Below are 22,259 nucleotides of genomic sequence, written 5' to 3' on the forward strand. Positions count from 1 at the left end.
TTAATCATGAACAAAACGAAATAAGCTTTTTGGTAACAGAAACAAACCTTTATCGTACTCAATATGTTCTATTGACTAACATCATACTTTGCGGTTTTAATATTATCACTAGACAAAAAGTAATATAGCTTACATAAAATTACGTCAGTTTGTCTATTTGACCGTTCAGGGAGAACGATATTGTCTTATTTTGCAAACCTGTTGACGAATTGCATCCAAATAGCGTGCAATTTGTAAAATTATTACCGAACATTAAGTGTGCGCTTACAATCTAACATTCGTATTTTTTGATTGACAACAATTAAAGCGTATCCTAGAATGTAACAGGTAAGTCATCTTTATATGACAAAAACAACACGAATGCGGATAAGCAATAAAGTTTTCGACAGCTGCAATTCTTTCGTATAATCCTGTGAATGGGCACAGGAGTCTCTACGTGATCACCGGAATGATCTCTCTACGGAATTCAGAATATGGCTTGTCTTTCCTGGTCTATGATTAAAAGTGGGTACGTGTATTCCATGCGCGCATTAGCTGTACAATCAGATCCGGGAAGGCGGTCCAATCTGACCGTGAGACCCCGATGAGTAATCGTACAATCGGGGTCTTTTGTCGTTTTCTTTATCTATTTTCCACAAGGGGGACAAGTATTCATTATGGAGCGTTTCTTTAAATTGCGGGAGCATGGTACCAATGTGAAGACAGAACTCATCGCAGGTCTGACTACCTTCGTTACCATGGCGTACATTCTGTTCGTCAACAATCTGTTCCTGGGACCTGATGGTGCAGGCATCCCTGCACAGGGCGTATTTTTTGCCACAGCTGTAGGTGCCGGTCTGGTTACTATTCTAATGGGACTGGTGGCTAACATTCCGGTTGCGCTTGCACCGGGTATGGGGTTGAATGCCTATTTCATGACGGTCGTATTAAGCTCCAACGGTATGATCACGTGGCAGGCTGCACTGGGTGCGGTATTCCTGTCCGGTATTATCTTTATCATTTTGACTATTACCAAAGTCCGACAGTTACTATTAGTCGCTGTACCACACTCGTTGAAAATGGCGATCACAGTCGGTATCGGATTGTTTGTTACTATTATTGGTTTGAAGCTCGGTAACGTCGTTTCCGTCTCCGCTACAGTAAGCGGTATAACAGATGTAGCCCAGCTGGCTGCTCCTGTTACTGTAAAAGGCGGCGATTTCCAGCTTGGACTTAGCGATTTCGTGCATAACAAAGATACATTGTTGTCGCTGATCGGTCTGTTCCTGATCGGTGTCCTAATGGTTATGCGCATTCGCGGCGCACTGCTGATCGGTATCATTGTACTGACCATCATCGGTATCCCGATGGGATTGACGGATGTAAGTAGCCTGTCTCATGCACAATGGTTGCCTTCGTTTGACAACCTGGCGGTTGGACAGCTCGACATCAAAGGCGCGATCGGACTTGGTCTGTTCGAGATTGTCTTCATCTTTACCTTTGTAGAACTGTTCGATACCTTTGGTACGCTGGTTGGTACAGCTGAACGTGCCGGACTGTTCAAAAACCGCAAAGAAGGCGAGAAAAAAGTCAGCAAAGCGATGCTCGTCGATGCAGTCGGCGTTAGTGCCGGTGCTGTACTCGGTACAAGTACCATCACTTCTTATGTAGAAAGTACTTCCGGTGTAGCTGCTGGTGGTCGTACAGGTCTGACTGCTGTAACGACAGGCGTACTGTTCATTCTGGCGTTGTTTATCGCTCCACTCGCATTGATGGTTCCATCCGCAGCAACTGCTCCAGCATTGGTTGTCGTTGGTGTACTGATGATGAGCCAGGTGCGTAACATCGTTTGGGATGACTTCATGCAAGCTTTCCCAGCATTCCTGACGATCATCTTCATGCCATTCACCAATGGTATTGCGAACGGTATTTCCGCAGGTATCATTGCTTACGTGCTGCTTGGTTTCTTCTCCAACACATTCACAGGCCACAAAGTAAAAGTTCATTGGCTGATGTGGGTTCTGGCAATTATCGTTATTTGCCGTTACGTGTTCCTTGGATCAGAGTAACCAAGAACATTCTGTGTAAATAACGTAAACGTATCATCCTATTGCACTTAGGTCTCGCCTATTTGCACAGCTTAGTTTTACAGAACATGTATGCACAAAGCATATAATCTGGAGCACATGCATCTTCATTGACCAATGTCATACACAATCCCAAAAAGGCAATTTGCAGCACATCATTGTGCCTGCAAATTGCCTTTTTCTCATCCTACTGTTTGTAGCTGATTCCTTAACCCGATATAGTCCGTAACAACAAGTGATAATAATTATCATTTACAAACAACAACAGAATGAAGCAAAACACAAATAGAAAATATACACAAGGAGCGAAAAATCATGAAAAACCTGTACATATCCAAATACATACGTTACCGCAGTTCGCTATTGTTAATCGTAATTATGTTTGTGATTGGAGGTTGCTCGTCCATACAACCAACCAATAACGATTCATCTGCCTCGTCTTCAGAAACGACATCGGAAGCCAATGGAGAAGATACCAGCTCCAAGACAAGAACCTTTACTCATAAAATGGGTACGATCCAAGTCCCCGAATATCCCAAGCGCGTTATCGGACTGTATGTAGAAGATCAGCTGCAAGCGCTTGGTGTAAAGCCAGTTATGCAATGGGGATCGGGCGGACAGACGCGTAGCTATTTGAATCTTCAGGATGTACCGGTACTCGATGTAAGCGGCGGCGTTAATTTTGAAGCCGTATTGTCTGCTGATCCGGACTTAATCATTTTGTTTAACGATAGTCTCGCTGTCAAAGGCGGATATGAACAATTTTCAGCAATTGCACCTACGTATGTATTTGATGATGCCAACGAGAATTGGCGCGAAAGCTTAACAACGATCGGCGATTTGCTGCAAATGTCCGACCAAGCAACCGAAGTGATCAAACAGTATGATCAACAAGCAGCCGATTCAGCTCGTACATTACAACAAGCCATCGGCAACGAAACTGTCGCTCTGCTGCGAATCGAACAAAAAGGAATGCTTCTATATGGAGGTCCTAGTAAAGGCTTTACTGGTCCAGTCTTATACGGCGATCTGCAATTGCAGCCAGATCCGCTTGTGCGCGAATTAGCATGGGAGGATTACAACAAACAAATCACAATGGAAACGATCTCCGAATTGACCTCTGACCACATATTCATCGTCGTTGGCAATCAGGCAGAAGAACAAGCAGAACAGCTATACACTAACCCACTATGGCAAAATATCCCGGCTGTTCAAAAGAACCATGTACATGAAGTGGATTTCCTAACTTGGATGAGCAGTGGCCCCATAGCCAATACCTTGAAAATAAAACAGGCAACAGAATTGCTCCAAAATAGGAATCTTCAATAGAATGACATCATAGAAGCATACCTATTTAAAATCAAAAGCATATGATAAACACAAATAAACCAAACGACAAAACACAACATTACAATTATCAAATCAAACGATCAGGTATGACTATAAACTATTCAACCATATTCAGATGACTATACACTTGCGCCGTACTTATTCCTCTAATCTACGAACATGTTCGATCCCTATACAAATGTACGAGACTTATATAATAGATAAAAGATAATCCAACGAAAACAAAAGAGCAGAAGAGCGAACTATGTTTCGCTTTTCTGCTCTTTTATACTTTACAAAGGTTTGAATAAGTATAATTGATCATCATATAACATTATTAGGATGCGGAAATAAAATAAAGATAAAACAAAAGGAATACAAAACAACAAGCATGATACAAGACATAACCACTGTAAAAGCCGATATTTGAATACTATCTACATTACTCATAATAATTTAACAAATGTGAATATAGAGATCATAAGCGTACCAGAAGGGATACTCACATCAATAATAAAGGAAAATTACTGTTTTACCCGCATTTCTTAGTGCTTGGTTTCCGTATCCTATAGTACTCTATCTATTAGAAATTAATACTTCATCTATGCAAAATAATGTATCGAAAGTAATAGATGCATGAAGTTATAATACTCATCAAATTGTATATAGATGTTACTTTGATAAAAGGGTTGCTTTTTAGAATGTATTCATGGTAAGATCTAATTCCGGTCAATAAATGACTGGTTATCACCTGAATATGAGCTTCTATGTCACTCAGCTCCCATCAAACGGACTGAAAAACAACTTCAAAAAAAGTTGTTGACAGTAAGCTAGCAAGGTGGTAAGATATAAGAGTTGCTGTGAGAGACAATGCAGCACACGAAAGAGTTTGATCTTTGAAAACTGAACAACGAGTGAGTGAAGAACTTTGGTTCTTCAAACAATAGAGAACAGCAATGTTCTCGCCAGCAAGAATTGAGCAAGTCAAACACTTTTATGGAGAGTTTGATCCTGGCTCAGGACGAACGCTGGCGGCGTGCCTAATACATGCAAGTCGAGCGGAATCGATGAGAAGCTTGCTTCTTTGAGATTTAGCGGCGGACGGGTGAGTAACACGTAGGCAACCTGCCCTTTAGCCTGGGATAACTACCGGAAACGGTAGCTAATACCGGATACGTTCGATGTCCGCATGGACGACGAACGAAAGACGGAGCAATCTGTCACTGAAGGATGGGCCTGCGGCGCATTAGCTAGTTGGTGGGGTAACGGCTCACCAAGGCGACGATGCGTAGCCGACCTGAGAGGGTGATCGGCCACACTGGGACTGAGACACGGCCCAGACTCCTACGGGAGGCAGCAGTAGGGAATCTTCCGCAATGGGCGAAAGCCTGACGGAGCAACGCCGCGTGAGTGATGAAGGTTTTCGGATCGTAAAGCTCTGTTGCCAGGGAAGAACGTTTTCTAGAGTAACTGCTAGAGAAGTGACGGTACCTGAGAAGAAAGCCCCGGCTAACTACGTGCCAGCAGCCGCGGTAATACGTAGGGGGCAAGCGTTGTCCGGAATTATTGGGCGTAAAGCGCGCGCAGGCGGTCATGTAAGTCTGGTGTTTAATCCCGAAGCTCAACTTCGGGTCGCATCGGAAACTGGGTGACTTGAGTGCAGAAGAGGAGAGTGGAATTCCACGTGTAGCGGTGAAATGCGTAGAGATGTGGAGGAACACCAGTGGCGGAGGCGACTCTCTGGGCTGTAACTGACGCTGAGGCGCGAAAGCGTGGGGAGCAAACAGGATTAGATACCCTGGTAGTCCACGCCGTAAACGATGAATGCTAGGTGTTAGGGGTTTCGATACCCTTGGTGCCGAAGTTAACACATTAAGCATTCCGCCTGGGGAGTACGGTCGCAAGACTGAAACTCAAAGGAATTGACGGGGACCCGCACAAGCAGTGGAGTATGTGGTTTAATTCGAAGCAACGCGAAGAACCTTACCAGGTCTTGACATCGGAATGACCGGTACAGAGATGTACCTTTTCTTCGGAACATTCCAGACAGGTGGTGCATGGTTGTCGTCAGCTCGTGTCGTGAGATGTTGGGTTAAGTCCCGCAACGAGCGCAACCCTTATGCTTAGTTGCCAGCACATCATGGTGGGCACTCTAAGCAGACTGCCGGTGACAAACCGGAGGAAGGTGGGGATGACGTCAAATCATCATGCCCCTTATGACCTGGGCTACACACGTACTACAATGGCCGGTACAACGGGAGGCGAAGCCGCGAGGTGGAGCGAATCCTAAAAAGCCGGTCTCAGTTCGGATTGCAGGCTGCAACTCGCCTGCATGAAGTCGGAATTGCTAGTAATCGCGGATCAGCATGCCGCGGTGAATACGTTCCCGGGTCTTGTACACACCGCCCGTCACACCACGAGAGTTTGCAACACCCGAAGTCGGTGGGGTAACCGCAAGGAGCCAGCCGCCGAAGGTGGGGTAGATGATTGGGGTGAAGTCGTAACAAGGTAGCCGTATCGGAAGGTGCGGCTGGATCACCTCCTTTCTATGGAGAATCGTCTTCTGCAACGAAGACATTCAAATACGAAGCGAAATGCTTCAACCCCTCTTCGCAAGAAGAGGACAAGCCGGTCGGCTTGGAACTCACTCGTTGTCAGTTTTGAAAGAGCAACCACTCTTTCATTGATCCTTGAAAACTGGATACCGAAACGAAACATCGCGTTTTAGAAAACTGTTCTTACTGGACACTGTGTAAACAGGATCGGTAACGAAGAGTAATGAATAGGTTCTTCTTTTCATAAGAAGACCACCAACTAGGTTAAGCTAGTAAGAGCACACGGTGGATGCCTAGGCGCTAGGAGCCGACGAAGGACGTGGCGAACAACGATAAGGCCTCGGGGAGCTGTAAGCAAGCTTTGATCCGGGGATGTCCGAATGGGGAAACCTCACTGGATTCATCTCCAGTGACTCACATCTGAATACATAGGATGTGCAGAGGCAGACGAGGGGAACTGAAACATCTAAGTACCCTCAGGAAGAGAAAACAAGAGTGATTCCGTCAGTAGCGGCGAGCGAACGCGGAACAGCCTAAACCAAGAAGCTTGCTTCTTGGGGTTGTGGGACGTCTCTTTGGAGTGACAAAGGAATATGGTAGATGAAGAGGTCTGGAACGGCCCGCCGTAGAAGGTGAAAGCCCTGTAGTTGAAAGCATATTCCCTCCGAGACGGATCCCGAGTAGTGCGGGGCACGTGAAACCCCGTATGAATCTGCCAGGACCATCTGGTAAGGCTAAATACTCCCTAGCGACCGATAGTGAAGCAGTACCGTGAGGGAAAGGTGAAAAGGACCCCGGAAGGGGAGTGAAATAGAACCTGAAACCGTGTGCTTACAAAAAGTCAGAGCCCGTTTTAGGGGTGATGGCGTGCCTTTTGTAGAATGAACCGGCGAGTTACGTTCCCGTGCAAGGTTAAGGTGAGAAGCCGGAGCCGCAGCGAAAGCGAGTCTGAATAGGGCGACTGTAGTACGTGGACGTAGACCCGAAACCGGGTGATCTACCCCTGTCCAGGATGAAGGTACGGTAACACGTACTGGAGGTCCGAACCCACGCACGTTGAAAAGTGCGGGGATGAGGTGGGGGTAGCGGAGAAATTCCAATCGAACCCGGAGATAGCTGGTTCTCCCCGAAATAGCTTTAGGGCTAGCCTCGGAAGATGAGTCGCGGAGGTAGAGCACTGATTGGATGCGGGGCCCGCAAGGGTTACCAAGTTCAGTCAAACTCCGAATGCCGCAGACTTTATTCCGGGAGTCAGACAGTGGGTGCTAAGGTCCATTGTCGAAAGGGAAACAGCCCAGACCATCAGCTAAGGTCCCGAAGTGTGTGTTAAGTGGGAAAGGATGTGGAGTTGCCCAGACAACCAGGATGTTGGCTTAGAAGCAGCCACCATTGAAAGAGTGCGTAATAGCTCACTGGTCGAGTGACTCTGCGCCGAAAATGTAACGGGGCTAAACACACCACCGAAGCTATGGCTTGATGCATCGCATCAGGGGTAGGGGAGCGTTGAATGAGGATTGAAGGTGTACCGCAAGGAGCGCTGGACATCATTCAAGTGAGAATGCCGGTATGAGTAACGAAAAGATCAGTGAGAATCTGATCCGCCGAAAACCTAAGGGTTCCTGGGAAGGCTCGTCCTCTCAGGGTAAGTCGGGACCTAAGGCGAGGCCGAAAGGCGTAGTCGACGGACAACAGGTTGAAATTCCTGTACCACCGAAAGCCGCTATGAGCAACGGGGTGACGCAGGAGGGTAGTGACGCAGGCTGATGGATGCCTGTCTAAGCAGTGAGACTTGTGTGTAGGTAAATCCGCACACTCCAAGGTCAAGCTGTGATGGGGAGCGAAATGTACAGTAGCGAAGGTCATGATCTCACACTGCCAAGAAAAGCCTCTAGCCAGGAAGCAGGTGCCCGTACCGTAAACCGACACAGGTAGGTGAGAAGAGAATTCTAAGGCGCGCGGAAGAACTCTCGTTAAGGAACTCGGCAAAATGACCCCGTAACTTCGGGAGAAGGGGTGCCCCGGTAGTGTGAATAGCACGAGGGGGCCGCAGTGAAAAGGCCCAAGCGACTGTTTAGCAAAAACACAGGTCTGTGCGAAGCCGCAAGGCGAAGTATACGGGCTGACGCCTGCCCGGTGCTGGAAGGTTAAGGGGAGTGGTTAGTCTTCGGGCGAAGCTATGAACCGAAGCCCCAGTAAACGGCGGCCGTAACTATAACGGTCCTAAGGTAGCGAAATTCCTTGTCAGGTAAATTCTGACCCGCACGAATGGCGTAACGATTTGGGCGCTGTCTCAACGAGAGATCCGGTGAAATTTTAATACCTGTGAAGATGCAGGTTACCCGCGACAAGACGGAAAGACCCCATGGAGCTTTACTGCAGCTTGATATTGAACTGGGGTGCGATTTGTACAGGATAGGTGGGAGCCTTGGAAGAGGGAGCGCAAGCTTCCTTGGAGGCGCCGTTGGGATACCACCCTGATCGCATCTGAGTTCTAACCTAGTACCGTGATCCGGTACGGGGACCGTGTCAGGTGGGCAGTTTGACTGGGGCGGTCGCCTCCTAAAATGTAACGGAGGCGCCCTAAGGTTCCCTCAGAATGGTTGGAAATCATTCGAAGAGTGCAAAGGCAAAAGGGAGCTTGACTGCGAGACCTACACGTCGAGCAGGGACGAAAGTCGGGCTTAGTGATCCGGTGGTACCGCATGGAAGGGCCATCGCTCAACGGATAAAAGCTACCCTGGGGATAACAGGCTTATCTCCCCCAAGAGTCCACATCGACGGGGAGGTTTGGCACCTCGATGTCGGCTCATCGCATCCTGGGGCTGAAGTAGGTCCCAAGGGTTGGGCTGTTCGCCCATTAAAGCGGTACGCGAGCTGGGTTCAGAACGTCGTGAGACAGTTCGGTCCCTATCTGTCGTGGGCGTAGGAAATTTGAGAGGAGCTGTCCTTAGTACGAGAGGACCGGGATGGACGCACCGCTGGTGTACCAGTTGTTCCGCCAGGAGCATCGCTGGGTAGCTACGTGCGGACGGGATAAGCGCTGAAAGCATCTAAGCGTGAAGCCCCCCTCAAGATGAGATTTCCCAAGTTTAGTAAGACCCCTTGAAGACGACGAGGTTGATAGGTTGGGGGTGGAAGTGCAGCAATGCATGGAGCTGACCAATACTAATCGGTCGAGGGCTTATCCAAGATTCTAAACACGCGATGAATCGTTTCGGATTCAGTTTTCAGGTGATGAACACATCTGCACGTTTGGTGATGATGGCGGAGGGGTTCCACACGTACCCATCCCGAACACGACCGTTAAGCCCTCCAGCGCCGATGGTACTTGGACCGCAGGGTCCTGGGAGAGTAGGACGTTGCCAAGCGAAACAGTAAGACAGAGAAGAAAGACGTTGTCTAACCGATAACGTCTTTCTTTGTTTTGTCGTATATTTTTTACCGGAGTTTTTTTACTGGGGTTTGATTGATTTTGGTTGTATTTTAGTTATATTTTGGTTGCGGTTTGTTTTATTTTACTTCTAGGCATCTAGAGTTATTGCACGTTTGGTGATGATGGCGGAGGGGTTCCATACGTACCCATCTTAATTCTAAATGTAGTTAAGTGAAATATTGTTAATAGAGTTTTCTTTTTCAGGACTTTTTTCTTTAACTTAAAACAGCGTATGATCCAATAATATAAAGGGATCATACGCTGTTTTATATTTATTATTTAATCGGTGGTAACGATTGTATTGGGAGCTTCCAGTTTTTGAAACTGATTTAGATACGGTCGTAGTGCGACAGGGATGTAAATACTGCCGTCTTCCTGTTGATGATTTTCTAACAATGGGATCAGAATTCGTGGCGAAGCTACAGCTGTATTGTTTAGGGTATGGCAGTATTTTAGTTCGCCTTCTGCTGTACGATATCGAATATTGGCGCGCCTGGCTTGGAAATCATGCAAGTTCGACGACGAATGAGTTTCACCGTAAGCTTGTCGTCCAGGCATCCACGTTTCGATGTCGTATTGTTTGTATGTTTTTTGCGACATGTCTCCGATACAGACGGCGACAACTTGATAAGGAAGCTCTAGCAGTTGCAGAAGTTCTTCAGCATTGGCTGTAATCTCCTCATGAATCTGTGATGATAATTCTGCATTCGCTTCGCAAAGAATAACCTGTTCCACTTTTGCAAATTGGTGGACACGGTATAACCCTCGCACATCTTTACCAGCCGAGCCGACTTCACTGCGGAAGCTTTGTGAAGCAGCTGCCAGCTTGATGGGACCACTTTTCCAATCAATGATTTCATTCTGGTAATACGATACCAATGCAACTTCCGATGTACCGGTAAGCCAATGATCTTCGTTCTCAATTTTGAAGGTTTGATCCACACCTAGTGGAAAGAAGCCCGTATTTTGCAGTGCAGCACTGCGTACCATCATCGGTACTTCGAGCGGCGTGTAGCCTTTAGCCATCAATAAGTCGAAAGCTAATTGCTGAACTGCGCGATGCAGCAGTACGCCCATACCGGTAAGGTAATAGTTACGGCTGCCGCTGACTTTGACTCCTCTTGTTGTATCGAACAGTTGATGTAGTTCGCCCAGTTCGACGTGGTCTTTTACTTTGTAGTCAAACGTTGGTAGTGTTCCATGTTGGCGGAGTACGATATTGTCTTCATCCGATTGTCCATCTGGTGTGTCTGGCGATACGTAGTTTGGCACCAATTGGAGCAATGTTTGATAATGGTGCTGAATACTATCTGCTTGTTGTTCTAGGTGCTGTAGTTGGCGATTGATTTCTTTTACTTTTACGCGTAGCTGATCTGGATTTAGATCATGTTTGTTTTTTATTGGCAGATCAGTTCGTAAAGGGTTGACATTGTCCGGTTCCATTTTCAATAATCGAAGTGTATCTGGTGTATCTGGTGTATCTGGTGTATCTGGTGTATCTGGTGTATCTGGTGTATCTGGTGTATCTGGTGTATCTGGTGTATCTGGTGTATCTGGTGTATCTGGTGTATCTGGTGTATCTGGTGTATCTGGTGTATCTGGTGTATCTGGTGTATCTGGTGTATCTGGTGTATCTGGTGTATCTGGTGTATCTGGTGTATCTGGTGTATCTGGTGTATCTGGTGTATCTGGTGTATCTGGTGCTTTTAGCTTGGTGCCGATTTGTCGGGTTAGTTGGTTGCGTTGTTGGCGTAATTGTTCAATATGCTGCATGAGTTGATTGCGCGACTTGTATTGAGTTAGTAGTTCTTCAATCGAGACTTGAATATGCTTTTTGTCGGCAATTCGTTGTAACTGTTCTGGATGTTGTTTAATGTACTGAATGTCTAGCATGATTAATTTGCTCCTTTGTGGATGGGCAGTGGCTGCCGATTATTTTTAAAAACACAAAGAGCGCTCCTCATCAACTTGGGACGAGGAGCGCTCTGCTCGCGGTGCCACCCAATTTAACCGGAGAATATACCATCTCCGATCCACTCAGGTTCCGCTATAACGGGCGAATACCGTTTGACTTAGGGAACATAGCTGTTACCGAACGTTATACGGAAATACAGCTATTCCTTGACGAAAACGCCTCTGGGTTGGATTCCCTTCATTGGCCGTTTCAAAATATTAATTTGTGCTAGTGTACTTGATTGCAGCAAGATCGTCAAGCTATGATAAATGGAATAAACGTAAATTATACAGTTATCATTAGGAATGTTGGATGGAAAGAGGGTTTCAGCATGTTGGAAATTATACATATTCAGGAAGAACCTTTGGAATGGATGTCTTACCTTTCACCGACTACGGGAAGTCAGTTTATTGAACATAAGCAATTGCCTATTTATAAAGGTACAATCAGAGGATTGTCGGAATCTGTGAAGGTACTTATCGTTACATCTGATTTACAGGGAATTGTCGAAGATATAGCAGGAAATTTGGTGCAAGATGAGAACGAGCGTTTAGTGAGGGGAATTCAGCCACGCCTTCTGGGGGAGGCATTACCGGAAATGTTAGAATTGTTATTGGAAATGGAGGTGCCGCACATTTCGAAACAACAGGTTATGATTCTGCTTTGCGGTGATCTGTATACAGATATATGGAAAAGGGGTTCTAGTGGCAGTCCGATTGCGGTTTGGCAAGCTTTTCAGCAAAAATTTGTGAATATTGCTGCCGTGTCGGGGAATCACGATATTTTTACAGATGAAGAGAAACGAGATTTGAACACCAGAGTTCAAGCGGCGTGGATGCTTCAGCCGCAACTGCACACTATATGTGGTTTACATGTCGCCGGGCTGGGTGGCATTACAGGTAGAGCAGATAAGCCCAATCGTATGTCAGAAGCCGATTTTTCAAAACAATTGAGTAGATTGCTGAAAAAGTCACCAGATGTATTGATGATGCATCAGGGACCAGATGATCCACTCAATAGTCGATCAGGACATGCAGGTGTACGAATGGAAGTGGAGAAATCTGATCCTGTATTATTGTGCTGCGGACATGTAGGTTGGGATACACACAAAGCACAAGAACACTATACTCGCTTACAAAATGGAACCCAGGTACTGAATGCAGACGGAAAAGTATTTATACTAATTGCTGAACATGAACATGAACATGAACATGAACATGAACATGAACATGAACAAGGATAAAGAAGGTTTGAACATGAGTGAAAATAAATAGACAGCTATGCTTTGAAACGTAGCTTATATACCATAACTGTTCTGCTCTTGGCAAAACGGGATTTTATGGTATAATACTATAAAGTCAAAGAAAGTCAAAGTCAGCGCACGCATACAGCAATGTATTATTCACGAAATGGATGTGATCCTGCCAAGAAACGTTGTTTTCACTTATTACGGGGATTATACAATATGTTCGTTTCTGACCATAAAAGATATGGTTAAGTGTTGTTTATGCAGACTTTGATATTAACATTGGCGAATTCATGTTTTAACTATACATGGAGGAGGATACAATGCGTAATATCTCCGACATTATCGAACAATATTTGAAACGCATGCTTCAGGAAGGTGAAGGTGCATTGGAGATCCAGCGTAATGATCTGGCTGATCAGTTTTCCTGCGTACCGTCGCAGATCAACTATGTAATCAGTACACGTTTTACGCTGGAAAAGGGCTATCTGGTGGAAAGTAAACGAGGTGGCGGTGGATATATCCGTATTCGCCGGATCGAACTTCCATCACACTCTACTATTCATACGCATATTCATGAAAGTATTGGTCAGGCGATGAGCCAGACGGCAGCGGAAGGATTGATCTATCAGCTGTTTGAGGCGCGTCTAATCTCCAAGCGCGAAGCTGAAATGATGCGTGCTGTGGTGTGCAGGGATGTGATTTCACTCAATCTTCCCTATCGGGATGAAGTCCGTGCACGAATGATGAAGGCCATGCTGATCTCATTGCTTGGGTCTTGATCATAGGGAAGAAGGGAGGCATAGCAATATGATTTGTCAGGAATGCCAGCAACGGCCGGCTACCCTTCATTTTACCAAGATCGTAAATGGCGAGAAAACTGAATTCCACATTTGCGAACACTGTGCCCGTGAAAAAGGGGAGTTGATTCCAGGCACTTCTGGAGGATTTTCCATTCATAATCTGTTATCTGGACTGATGGATTTTGATTCCAGTAATAAAGCAAAAGCGGCAGGAACACCTGCTCAACAGCTGCAATGTCCAGAATGTGGCATGACGTATGCTCAGTTCCGCAAGCTAGGACGTTTTGGATGCAGTTCTTGCTATCCTACGTTTGACCGTCAGCTTGATCCGTTACTGAAACGCGTGCATGGCAGTACCGCTCATGCGGGCAAGCTGCCTGAGCGTGTTGGAGGGCAGATTAAGGCAAGACGTCAGGTGCATGAGCTGCGTCATGAGTTGCAGCAGCGTATCGCTGAAGAAGAATTTGAACAGGCTGCCCAGTTGCGCGATCAGATTCGTGAGCTGGAAAAGCAAATTTCACAGGAGTCGTAAGGAGGAATGACGTATGCCGGGTCTCCGTTTTACTGAAAAGCCTTTGAGCGAATGGATGCAAAAGGGCGGAGATTATTCGGATGTTGTCATCAGTAGCAGGGTGCGTATCGCCCGAAATCTGGTGCATCAGCCATTCCCGATTGTGTCTTCCGTTGAACAGGCGGAGCAGGTACGCCAGCAGCTCACAGCTGCGCTGGAGGATGAAGGTGTACAAGCGCTTGGACCGTTCGAGCCGATCGTCCTAAACGAGCTGAATGATGTCGACAAGGAAGTGCTGATGGAGAAGCATTTGATCAGTCCTAGTTTGATCAATGATTCCAAAGCAGGTGCGGTACTGTTAACAGATGATGAGGCGGTCAGCATTATGCTGAACGAGGAAGATCATCTGCGCATTCAGTGTCTGTACCCAGGCTTTCAATTACAGGAGGCATGGCAACGGGCGTCACAGATCGATGATGCTTTTGAAAAGGTCGTCGATTATGCGTTTGATGATCGACGTGGTTATCTGACCAGCTGCCCAACCAATCTGGGAACAGGCTTACGCGCATCGGTTATGCTTCATCTGCCAGCGCTGGCGATTCTCAATCAGGTTGGTCGTATTTTATCGGCGGTATCGCAGGTAGGCTTGGCGATTCGTGGATTGTACGGCGAAGGCAGTGAAGCGATCGGGAATATCTTTCAAATTTCTAACCAGATTACACTTGGATTGTCTGAGGATGAGATTATCGACAATCTGCGCAGTGTAGTCATGCAGATTATTGAATATGAACAGCATGCACGCAGTCGGCTGTTAACTGAATCTAAGCTGCGTATTACGGATCGCATTATGCGCTCTTATGGCATTTTGTCTTATGCAACGATGATGGATGCCAAAGAAGCATTTCAGCGAATCTCCGATGTGCGGCTTGGCGTGGATCTCGGATTGATTGATCAAGCATCGGTCGTTCAAATGAACGAATTACTGATTATGACACAACCGGGTTTCCTTCAGAAAACGTTCGGTGTTAAAATGGGATCAGGAGAACGCGATATGTACAGGGCGCAGCTGATCCGCGATACATTGGGTAATGTACATGTAGAAGACTAAACCGTGGAGGTGCTTCAATATGATGTTTGGCAGATTTACGGAGCGAGCGCAAAAAGTCCTAGCATTGGCTCAGGAGGAAGCGGTTCGTCTCGGTCACAACAACATCGGTACAGAGCATATTTTGCTTGGATTGATTCGTGAAGGCGAAGGCATCGCTGCCAAAGCGCTGATCGGTCTGGGTCTTGGACTTGAGAAAATTCAGGATGAGGTAGAATCGCTGATTGGCCGCGGTCAAGAGCAACCTACTAATATCGCGTATACCCCGCGTGCGAAAAAAGTCATCGAGCTGTCGATGGACGAAGCGCGCAAACTTGGTCATACGTATGTTGGCACAGAGCATATCCTGCTCGGTCTGATCCGTGAGGGTGAAGGCGTTGCAGCTCGCGTATTGAACAATCTGGGCATTAGCTTGAACAAAGCGCGTCAACAAGTGTTGCAGCTGCTGGGCAGCAATGAGGCAGTATCTAGTCATCATGGTACACCTGCAAATGTCAGCACACCGACGCTGGACAGTCTGGCACGCGATCTGACGGCTATTGCCAAGGATAGCAATCTGGACCCAGTTATTGGACGTAGCAAAGAAATTGAACGCGTTATTCAAGTTCTGAGTCGCCGTACCAAGAATAATCCAGTATTGATCGGTGAACCAGGTGTTGGTAAAACAGCTATCGCCGAAGGTCTGGCACAAAAAATCATCAACAACGAAATTCCGGAAACACTGCGTGACAAACGCGTCATGACATTGGATATGGGTTCGGTTGTTGCCGGAACCAAATATCGCGGTGAGTTTGAAGACCGCCTCAAAAAAATTATGGACGAGATTCGTCAAGCGGGTAATATCGTACTGTTCATTGATGAGCTGCATACACTGATCGGTGCCGGTGGCGCAGAAGGTGCGATTGACGCATCTAACATTCTGAAGCCTGCACTGGCTCGTGGTGAGCTGCAATGTATCGGTGCGACTACGCTGGATGAATATCGTAAATATATTGAAAAAGATGCTGCTCTGGAACGTCGTTTCCAACCGATTACGGTGGATCAACCGTCGCCGGACGAAGCAGTTCAGATTCTGATGGGTCTGCGCGATCGTTACGAAGCGCATCACCGTGTAAAAATTACTGATGAAGCGATCGAACAGGCAGTTAAACTGTCGGATCGTTATATCACCGACCGCTTCCTGCCGGACAAAGCGATCGACTTGATCGACGAAGCAGGTTCCAAAGTACGACTGAATTCGTATACCATTCCGCCAAGCTTGAAACAACTGGAAAGCCGTCTCGAAGATATCCGCAAGGAAAAAGACGCGGCTGTACAAAGTCAGGAGTTTGAAAAAGCGGCAGCACTGCGCGATACCGAGCAAAAGATTCGCGAAGAGCTGGATACAACGAAGAACCAATGGAAAGAAAAACAAGGTCGTACTGATTCTGAAGTTACCCCGGAAGATATCGCTGATATCGTAGCGAACTGGACAGGTATTCCGGTAACGAAACTGAAAGAAGAAGAAACCGATCGTTTGCTCAATATGGAAAGCTTGCTGCATGAGCGTGTAATCGGTCAGGATGAAGCTGTCGTTGCTGTTAGCCGTGCGATTCGTCGTGCGCGTGCTGGACTGAAAGATCCGAAGCGTCCTATGGGTTCATTTATCTTCCTCGGCCCTACTGGTGTTGGTAAAACGGAGCTTGCTCGTGCGCTCGCAGAATCGATGTTTGGTGATGAAAATGCAATCATCCGCATCGATATGTCCGAGTACATGGAGAAACATTCGACTTCACGTCTGGTCGGTGCGCCTCCGGGATATGTAGGCTATGAAGAAGGCGGTCAATTGACCGAAAAAGTACGTCGTAAACCATATTCTGTTGTCCTGCTGGATGAGATCGAGAAAGCTCACCCGGAAGTGTTCAACATCCTGTTGCAAGTACTGGAAGATGGTCGTTTGACTGATTCCAAAGGTCGTGTTGTCGATTTCCGCAATACGCTGATCATTCTTACTTCCAACGTAGGTGCAGAAGCGATTCGTCGCAATACGACACTGGGCTTTACTGCAGCGGTTGATTCCGGTGCTGAGTACAACAACATGAAGGGCAAAGTGACTGACGAATTGAAACGTCACTTCCGTCCAGAGTTCTTGAACCGCATCGACGATGTGATCGTATTCCACTCGCTGGAAGAGAAGCACATTGCCGAGATCGTTACGCTCATGTCCGAAGAGCTGCGCAAGCGTCTGCGTGAATATGCAGTCGACTTCACACTCACGGATTCCGCAAAAGCATTCCTTGCCAAAGAAGGATTTGATCCTGCTTACGGTGCGCGTCCACTGCGTCGTGCTATTCAGAAGCATATTGAGGATCGTCTGTCCGAGGAGTTGCTCACTGGTAGCGTGAAAAAAGGCGATACCTTGCTGATCGACGAAAAAGAAGGTACGCTGTCTGTTGACAAGGTAACGCCTTCCGAAGAAAGCGATAGTGTTTCTGCAAACGAAGCGAAATCCTGATTGTACTGGATTGCAGCGTTTGATGGGAAATGGTAATGTTGGATTTTCCAACTTATCCTGCACTGAATATAGCAACTTTACCCGCTACCATGCGTATGTATAGACGCTGAGGCGATACGAAAGCATCGTTAAAATAAAGGTTGGTTCCAGAGGCAAATATGCCCTCGGAACCAGCCTTTTTAATGTTATAATGTAAATAGATTGCAAAATCCTGTCTGTTGCAGAACAGATGGTTCTCAAAATTCAACGTGATTGAGCGTATATATAGAAAGGGACGTCCATGGCAAAAGTAAAAACAAAATTTTTCTGTACCGACTGCGGCTATGAATCGCCCAAATGGTATGGCAAATGTCCGGGATGCCAATCCTGGAATACAATGGTGGAAGAAAAGGAAACGTCAGCTGTCAAAACACAAGGCATGAATTCCAGCCTGTTCCAAACGCCAACATCGGTGAAGCCGCAAGCGATTACCGAAGTAGAAGCAGGTCAGGAGCCGCGCATTCAAACCGGTATCCATGAGTTGAATCGTGTACTTGGTGGCGGTGTAGTGCCGGGTTCGCTCGTGCTGGTTGGCGGTGATCCGGGAATTGGTAAATCGACGCTGCTGCTGCAAACGTCGCATGCACTAGCGGTCAAAGGGCTGCGAGTGCTGTACATTTCCGGTGAGGAATCAGTACGCCAGACGAAGCTGCGTGCAGAGCGTCTTGGTGCGTTATCCAATGAATTGTTTGTATTGTGCGAAAGTAATATGGAGATTATCGAGGAAGCGATTGATAACCTCAATCCGAATTTCCTTGTCATTGACTCCATTCAGACGGTGTACCAGCCGGAAGTTACGAGCGCACCGGGTAGCGTGTCCCAAGTGCGTGAATGTACGTCACGCTTTATGCGGATTGCCAAAATTCGTGGTATCGCTACTGTGCTAGTTGGTCATGTGACCAAAGAAGGTGCAATTGCGGGACCGCGCATGCTAGAGCATATGGTAGACTGTGTACTTTATTTTGAGGGCGAGCGTCATCATACGTACCGGCTGCTGCGAGCGGTGAAGAACCGGTTTGGCTCAACGAATGAGATGGGTATTTTTGAAATGCACGAGGAAGGTCTGACCGAGGTATCCAATCCGTCGGAGCTGTTCTTGTCGGAACGGTCGGCAGGAGCGGCAGGTTCTACTGTTATCGCAAGTATGGAAGGCACAAGGCCGATGCTAGTAGAGATTCAGGCGCTGGTAGCGGCAACGCATTTTCCTTCACCACGCCGGATGGGTACGGGCATCGACAACAATCGGCTCGCGCTAATTATCGCTGTATTGGAAAAGCGCATGGGCTTGTTTTTGCAAAATCAGGATGCTTATCTGAATGTAGCTGGTGGTGTACGACTGGATGAACCGGCGGTCGATCTGGCAATTGCGGTCAGTCTGGCTTCCAGTTTCCGCGATGCACCAACCAAGCCAGAGGATGTTGTGTTTGGCGAGATTGGTCTGACTGGTGAGGTTCGCGGCGTATCGCGTGCAGAACAACGGGTCAAGGAAGCAGCGAAGCTAGGCTTCAAACGCGTCATCATGCCGGAGAAAAGTCTCAAAGGCTGGACACATCCAAAAGATATTAAGTTGATTGGAGTTAATACAATAGCGGAAGCATTAAAAGCTGCGTTGGACTAGGAGGAACAGTTGATGAAGGAGCTCAGCCAGGCTGAGAAAATTAATCGGTTATTGAAAATGGTTGCACCCGGCACCGCATTCCGCGACGGTCTGGAAAATGTGCTGCGTGCCAAAACGGGCGGACTGATCGTCGTCGGCTCAACATCGCAGGTCATGAATGTAGTCGATGGTGGATTTTCCATCGATTGCGAGTTCTCACCCAACTACTTGTATGAGCTGGCGAAGATGGATGGAGCGATCATTCTGAGTGATGATCTGAAGCGGATCTTGTATGCCAATACGCAGTTGATTCCTGATTCGTCTATCTCGTCGATTGAGACGGGGATTCGTCACCGGACAGCTGAACGTGTTGCCAAACAGACAGGGGAGCTGGTCATTTCCATTTCCCAGCGTCGCAATATCATTACATTGTACAAAGGTAATTTGCGGTATGCGCTCAAGGAAATCGGTGTGATTTTGACCAAAGCGAATCAAGCGATTCAGACGCTGGAGCGGTATCAAGTGGTGCTCAAGCAGGCGTTGACCAATCTGACAGCTTCTGAATTTGAGCAGATGGTGACGATTGCTGAGGTAATCGGCGTCGTACAGCGTGTCGAAATGGTACTACGTATTCAGACCGAAATCAGTCGCTATGTCACGGAACTCGGGGCGGAAGGTCGTCTGATCTCGATGCAGATGGATGAACTAGTTGGTAATACGGAAGAAGAATTCCGCTTACTGCTCAAAGATTATGGTCGCGATATTAGCGATGAGCGTTTGGACGAAATCGTTAACGGATTGAAGCGGATTACCGATAATGAACTAATGGACGTCAATCAAATCGTCAAAATGCTTGGCTACCCGATGGCGGCTGCTCAATCCGAGGAAGTGGTGCCATCGCGCGGCTATCGTGTGTTGAACAAGATTCCACGTTTGCCAAATGTGATCATCAACAATCTGGTAGAGCGTTTTGCTGCTTTGCATCATGTCATTTCCGCGAGCATTGACGAGCTGGATGAAGTGGACGGTATCGGTGAAGTACGCGCACGTACGATTCGTGCTGGTCTGGAACGCATCCAGGAGCAAGTATTTATTGACAGACAAATCTAAAAGCGATAGAATCGTAGAGTTAATTGGTTAATATATCCATCTTTGAGGTGACAAGACAAAATGATAACAAAATCAATTCCAAACCTGTGTACGCTGTTTAACCTGGGACTTGGAATGTTGGCTATTTTACTGGCGCTACACGATAACTATAGCCTTGCGGCAGTCATGGTTATTGTAGCGATGTTAATGGATGGTCTGGACGGACGGATGGCACGCGCGCTCAATGCGCAGAGCGAGTTGGGGAAGGAACTGGATTCCCTGTCTGACCTTGTTTCATTTGGTGTAGCTCCAATCGTCATCATGTACGATATGGTATTCAAAGACATTAACCCTGTTCTCGCGATCTCTGCTGCTCTGATTTTTCCGATGTGTGGAGCGATGCGACTAGCCAGATTTAATGTCAAAGCCGGTGTACCGGGTTATTTTACCGGATTGCCGATTCCAGCGGCTGGTGGCGTATTAGCAACGCTCTCGCTATTCCATAATGAAGTATCTACTCCTTATATGATTATCAGTACCTTTATGCTGTCGTATCTGATGGTCAGTCAGGTGAGATATCCGAATTTCAAAAAAGTCGGTATTCCCAAAAAAGCTCTCTGGCTCGCACCGATTGTAGTTGCTGCCGGTGTAGTTATTGCAATTATGTTCCCTGATCAGGTATCCAAACTGATCTTCGTACCGCTAGCAGCATATGCGCTGTATGGCTTCAAACAGAATATTCGAAGACTGATGCGCCGTCATGCCCGCCGTGATGATGAGAATCGCTCCAAGGAATCGCTTCGTTAAGCGGTTGACGGCTCAGCAGATAGATAATGAAAAAGCATTTATTTCTCTACTTCTAAAGGGGAATGAATGCTTTTTTTATGCACTTTATTACAACAAAGGGGATGGTCAGATGCTGGAACAATGGATGTCATGGATGGCAATAATAGGAGGGAAACCAGATAGTGTAGGGATGATGGCAATTCATATTGGGATCATTGTAGTAGCAGCGGTATTGTTATCATTGCTGCTTCGTCGTCTGCTGCTGTTGATTGAACGTCAACGCGTGCAAGTACTGGCATTACCAGCGGAAAAGGTGCTTGCCGCCTCGTTCGGCTTGCTCATCGGTTTGCTGATTGGCTGGCTGGGCGCGCTTGTCATTGCATGGTGGCCGAGTGTGTACGAGGTTGTCCGAACCTTTCTAATGCTTACGCTAGGTTATCTAGGGCTTCGTACTGGTTATGAACGTGCTGGCGAATTATTGTATACAGAACGTAACCACGTACGGCATCACGTTCAGCATCCGACACACAATTCTAATTATAATATGCCGGAAAGTAAGGAACAGACGGTCAAACCATTGCCGACTGATAAGAATCACGCAGATATGCTCATTTCCAGAATGCCAGCCATTAGCATAATGGATGCCAATATTGCTATTGATGGCAGAATCGAAGGGATTATCGCTTGCGGATTTATACAGGGAATCGTGATCGTACCTGATTTTATCGTACAGGAACTACAATTCATTGCCGATTCTGCGGATACACTACGTCGTCAACGAGGCAAAAAAGGGCTGGATACACTTACTCGTTTACGAGAGCAACCAGGAATTGAATTGGAAGTAGCATCGACTCATTACTCGGACAGTGTACGTGCAGATGAGCGACTCGTACAGTTGGCAGCAGCGCGCAAGGCGGCGCTCATTACGAATGATCGGAATTTACAGCAAATTGCCGAACTACATGATATCCGCATATTGTCGGTCAACCGTCTTGCTGCTCTACTCAAGCCACAACTCGTTGCTGGTGAACTGTTATATGTACAGATGACTCGCTCCGGCAAAGAACCGGGACAGGGCATTGCCTATTTGGATGATGGGACAATGATTGTCGTTGAACAGGGAAAAGATCATATCGGGCAAGAACTAGAAGTGATTGTAACAAGTGTACTGCAAACATCCAATGGTAAAATGGTCTTTGCACGTCCACATACAGAAGAACATATAGAGCAACACGACGATTAGAGAGCAAGC

12 protein-coding genes, 3 rRNA genes and 1 riboswitch are annotated in these 22,259 nt (G+C 46.9%); of the genes, 14 read left to right on the plus strand and 1 reads right to left on the minus strand.

Features of this window, described 5'->3' with window-relative positions:
* The first annotated feature begins 380 nt into the window (after positions 1–380).
* Positions 381–480: riboswitch (purine riboswitch) on the plus strand.
* Between the two features lie 176 nt (positions 481–656).
* From ACDE64_RS02955 to rrf, 5 genes are all read left to right on the plus strand, one after another.
* Entirely contained in the window at positions 657–2,048 is a 1,392-nt protein-coding gene (locus tag ACDE64_RS02955) for an NCS2 family permease (RefSeq protein ID WP_411348979.1), read from the plus strand.
* Positions 2,049–2,381: 333 nt separating this feature from the next.
* Complete coding sequence (locus ACDE64_RS02960) at positions 2,382–3,395, plus strand: ABC transporter substrate-binding protein (RefSeq protein ID WP_411348980.1); 1,014 nt, start codon at positions 2,382–2,384, stop codon at positions 3,393–3,395.
* A 993-nt stretch (positions 3,396–4,388) separates the two neighbouring features.
* Positions 4,389–5,941, plus strand: a 16S ribosomal RNA gene (locus tag ACDE64_RS02965).
* Positions 5,942–6,212: 271 nt separating this feature from the next.
* Positions 6,213–9,139 (plus strand): 23S ribosomal RNA (locus ACDE64_RS02970).
* A 62-nt stretch (positions 9,140–9,201) separates the two neighbouring features.
* Positions 9,202–9,318 (plus strand): 5S ribosomal RNA (gene rrf / locus ACDE64_RS02975).
* Together the 16S, 23S and 5S rRNA genes form the textbook arrangement of a ribosomal RNA operon.
* A 344-nt stretch (positions 9,319–9,662) precedes the next feature.
* Here the strand turns inward: rrf and serS are convergent.
* Positions 9,663–11,276, minus strand: a complete 1,614-nt coding sequence (serS, locus tag ACDE64_RS02980; RefSeq protein WP_411348982.1) for a serine--tRNA ligase — start codon at positions 11,274–11,276, stop codon at positions 9,663–9,665.
* A 392-nt stretch (positions 11,277–11,668) separates the two neighbouring features.
* Here serS and ACDE64_RS02985 point away from each other — a divergent pair, with 392 nt between their 5' ends.
* The 9 genes from ACDE64_RS02985 to ACDE64_RS03025 all read left to right on the plus strand — a co-directional run bounded on the left by ACDE64_RS02985 (position 11,669) and on the right by ACDE64_RS03025 (position 22,250).
* Positions 11,669–12,580 carry a metallophosphoesterase family protein gene (locus tag ACDE64_RS02985; protein WP_411348983.1) on the plus strand — a complete coding sequence of 304 codons (912 nt, stop codon included), beginning with the start codon at positions 11,669–11,671 and terminating at the stop codon, positions 12,578–12,580.
* A gap of 326 nt (positions 12,581–12,906) precedes the next feature.
* On the plus strand, positions 12,907–13,365 hold the full coding sequence (locus tag ACDE64_RS02990; RefSeq protein WP_367064363.1) for a CtsR family transcriptional regulator: 459 nt from the start codon (positions 12,907–12,909) through the stop codon (positions 13,363–13,365).
* Between the two features lie 28 nt (positions 13,366–13,393).
* Entirely contained in the window at positions 13,394–13,918 is a 525-nt protein-coding gene (locus tag ACDE64_RS02995; RefSeq protein WP_411345077.1) for a UvrB/UvrC motif-containing protein, read from the plus strand.
* Positions 13,919–13,931: 13 nt separating this feature from the next.
* Entirely contained in the window at positions 13,932–15,005 is a 1,074-nt protein-coding gene (locus ACDE64_RS03000) for a protein arginine kinase (RefSeq protein ID WP_411348984.1), read from the plus strand.
* Positions 15,006–15,024: 19 nt separating this feature from the next.
* The gene (gene clpC, locus ACDE64_RS03005; RefSeq protein WP_411348985.1) at positions 15,025–17,496 is read left to right on the plus strand and encodes an ATP-dependent protease ATP-binding subunit ClpC; all 2,472 of its coding nucleotides are present in this window, start codon (positions 15,025–15,027) and stop codon (positions 17,494–17,496) included.
* A gap of 280 nt (positions 17,497–17,776) precedes the next feature.
* Positions 17,777–19,153, plus strand: a complete 1,377-nt coding sequence (gene radA / locus ACDE64_RS03010) for a DNA repair protein RadA (RefSeq protein ID WP_411345080.1) — start codon at positions 17,777–17,779, stop codon at positions 19,151–19,153.
* A 12-nt stretch (positions 19,154–19,165) separates the two neighbouring features.
* Positions 19,166–20,242, plus strand: coding sequence for a DNA integrity scanning diadenylate cyclase DisA (disA, locus tag ACDE64_RS03015; RefSeq protein WP_411345081.1), 1,077 nt, complete (start codon positions 19,166–19,168; stop codon positions 20,240–20,242).
* 60 nt (positions 20,243–20,302) lie between these two features.
* Positions 20,303–21,028 (plus strand): CDP-diacylglycerol--serine O-phosphatidyltransferase, encoded by a 726-nt coding sequence (gene pssA / locus ACDE64_RS03020; RefSeq protein ID WP_411345082.1) that lies wholly within the window; start codon positions 20,303–20,305, stop codon positions 21,026–21,028.
* A gap of 109 nt (positions 21,029–21,137) precedes the next feature.
* Positions 21,138–22,250, plus strand: a complete 1,113-nt coding sequence (locus ACDE64_RS03025; protein WP_411348986.1) for a PIN/TRAM domain-containing protein — start codon at positions 21,138–21,140, stop codon at positions 22,248–22,250.
* Positions 22,251–22,259: the final 9 nt, after the last annotated feature.

Origin of the sequence: Paenibacillus sp. WLX2291 (assembly GCF_046603665.1) — a bacterium.
GTDB lineage: Bacteria > Bacillota > Bacilli > Paenibacillales > Paenibacillaceae > Saccharibacillus.

Excerpts from the sequence above, each read along its gene's own strand:
- ACDE64_RS02955 (WP_411348979.1), top strand. The coding sequence starts at position 657 with ATGGAGCGTTTCTTTAAATTGCGGGAGCATGGTACCAATGTGAAGACA.
- ACDE64_RS02960 (WP_411348980.1), top strand. The coding sequence starts at position 2,382 with ATGAAAAACCTGTACATATCCAAATACATACGTTACCGCAGTTCGCTA.
- serS (WP_411348982.1), bottom strand. The coding sequence starts at position 11,276 with ATGCTAGACATTCAGTACATTAAACAACATCCAGAACAGTTACAACGA.
- ACDE64_RS02985 (WP_411348983.1), top strand. The coding sequence starts at position 11,669 with ATGTTGGAAATTATACATATTCAGGAAGAACCTTTGGAATGGATGTCT.
- ACDE64_RS02990 (WP_367064363.1), top strand. The coding sequence starts at position 12,907 with ATGCGTAATATCTCCGACATTATCGAACAATATTTGAAACGCATGCTT.
- ACDE64_RS02995 (WP_411345077.1), top strand. The coding sequence starts at position 13,394 with ATGATTTGTCAGGAATGCCAGCAACGGCCGGCTACCCTTCATTTTACC.
- ACDE64_RS03000 (WP_411348984.1), top strand. The coding sequence starts at position 13,932 with ATGCCGGGTCTCCGTTTTACTGAAAAGCCTTTGAGCGAATGGATGCAA.
- clpC (WP_411348985.1), top strand. The coding sequence starts at position 15,025 with ATGATGTTTGGCAGATTTACGGAGCGAGCGCAAAAAGTCCTAGCATTG.
- radA (WP_411345080.1), top strand. The coding sequence starts at position 17,777 with ATGGCAAAAGTAAAAACAAAATTTTTCTGTACCGACTGCGGCTATGAA.
- disA (WP_411345081.1), top strand. The coding sequence starts at position 19,166 with ATGAAGGAGCTCAGCCAGGCTGAGAAAATTAATCGGTTATTGAAAATG.
- pssA (WP_411345082.1), top strand. The coding sequence starts at position 20,303 with ATGATAACAAAATCAATTCCAAACCTGTGTACGCTGTTTAACCTGGGA.
- ACDE64_RS03025 (WP_411348986.1), top strand. The coding sequence starts at position 21,138 with ATGCTGGAACAATGGATGTCATGGATGGCAATAATAGGAGGGAAACCA.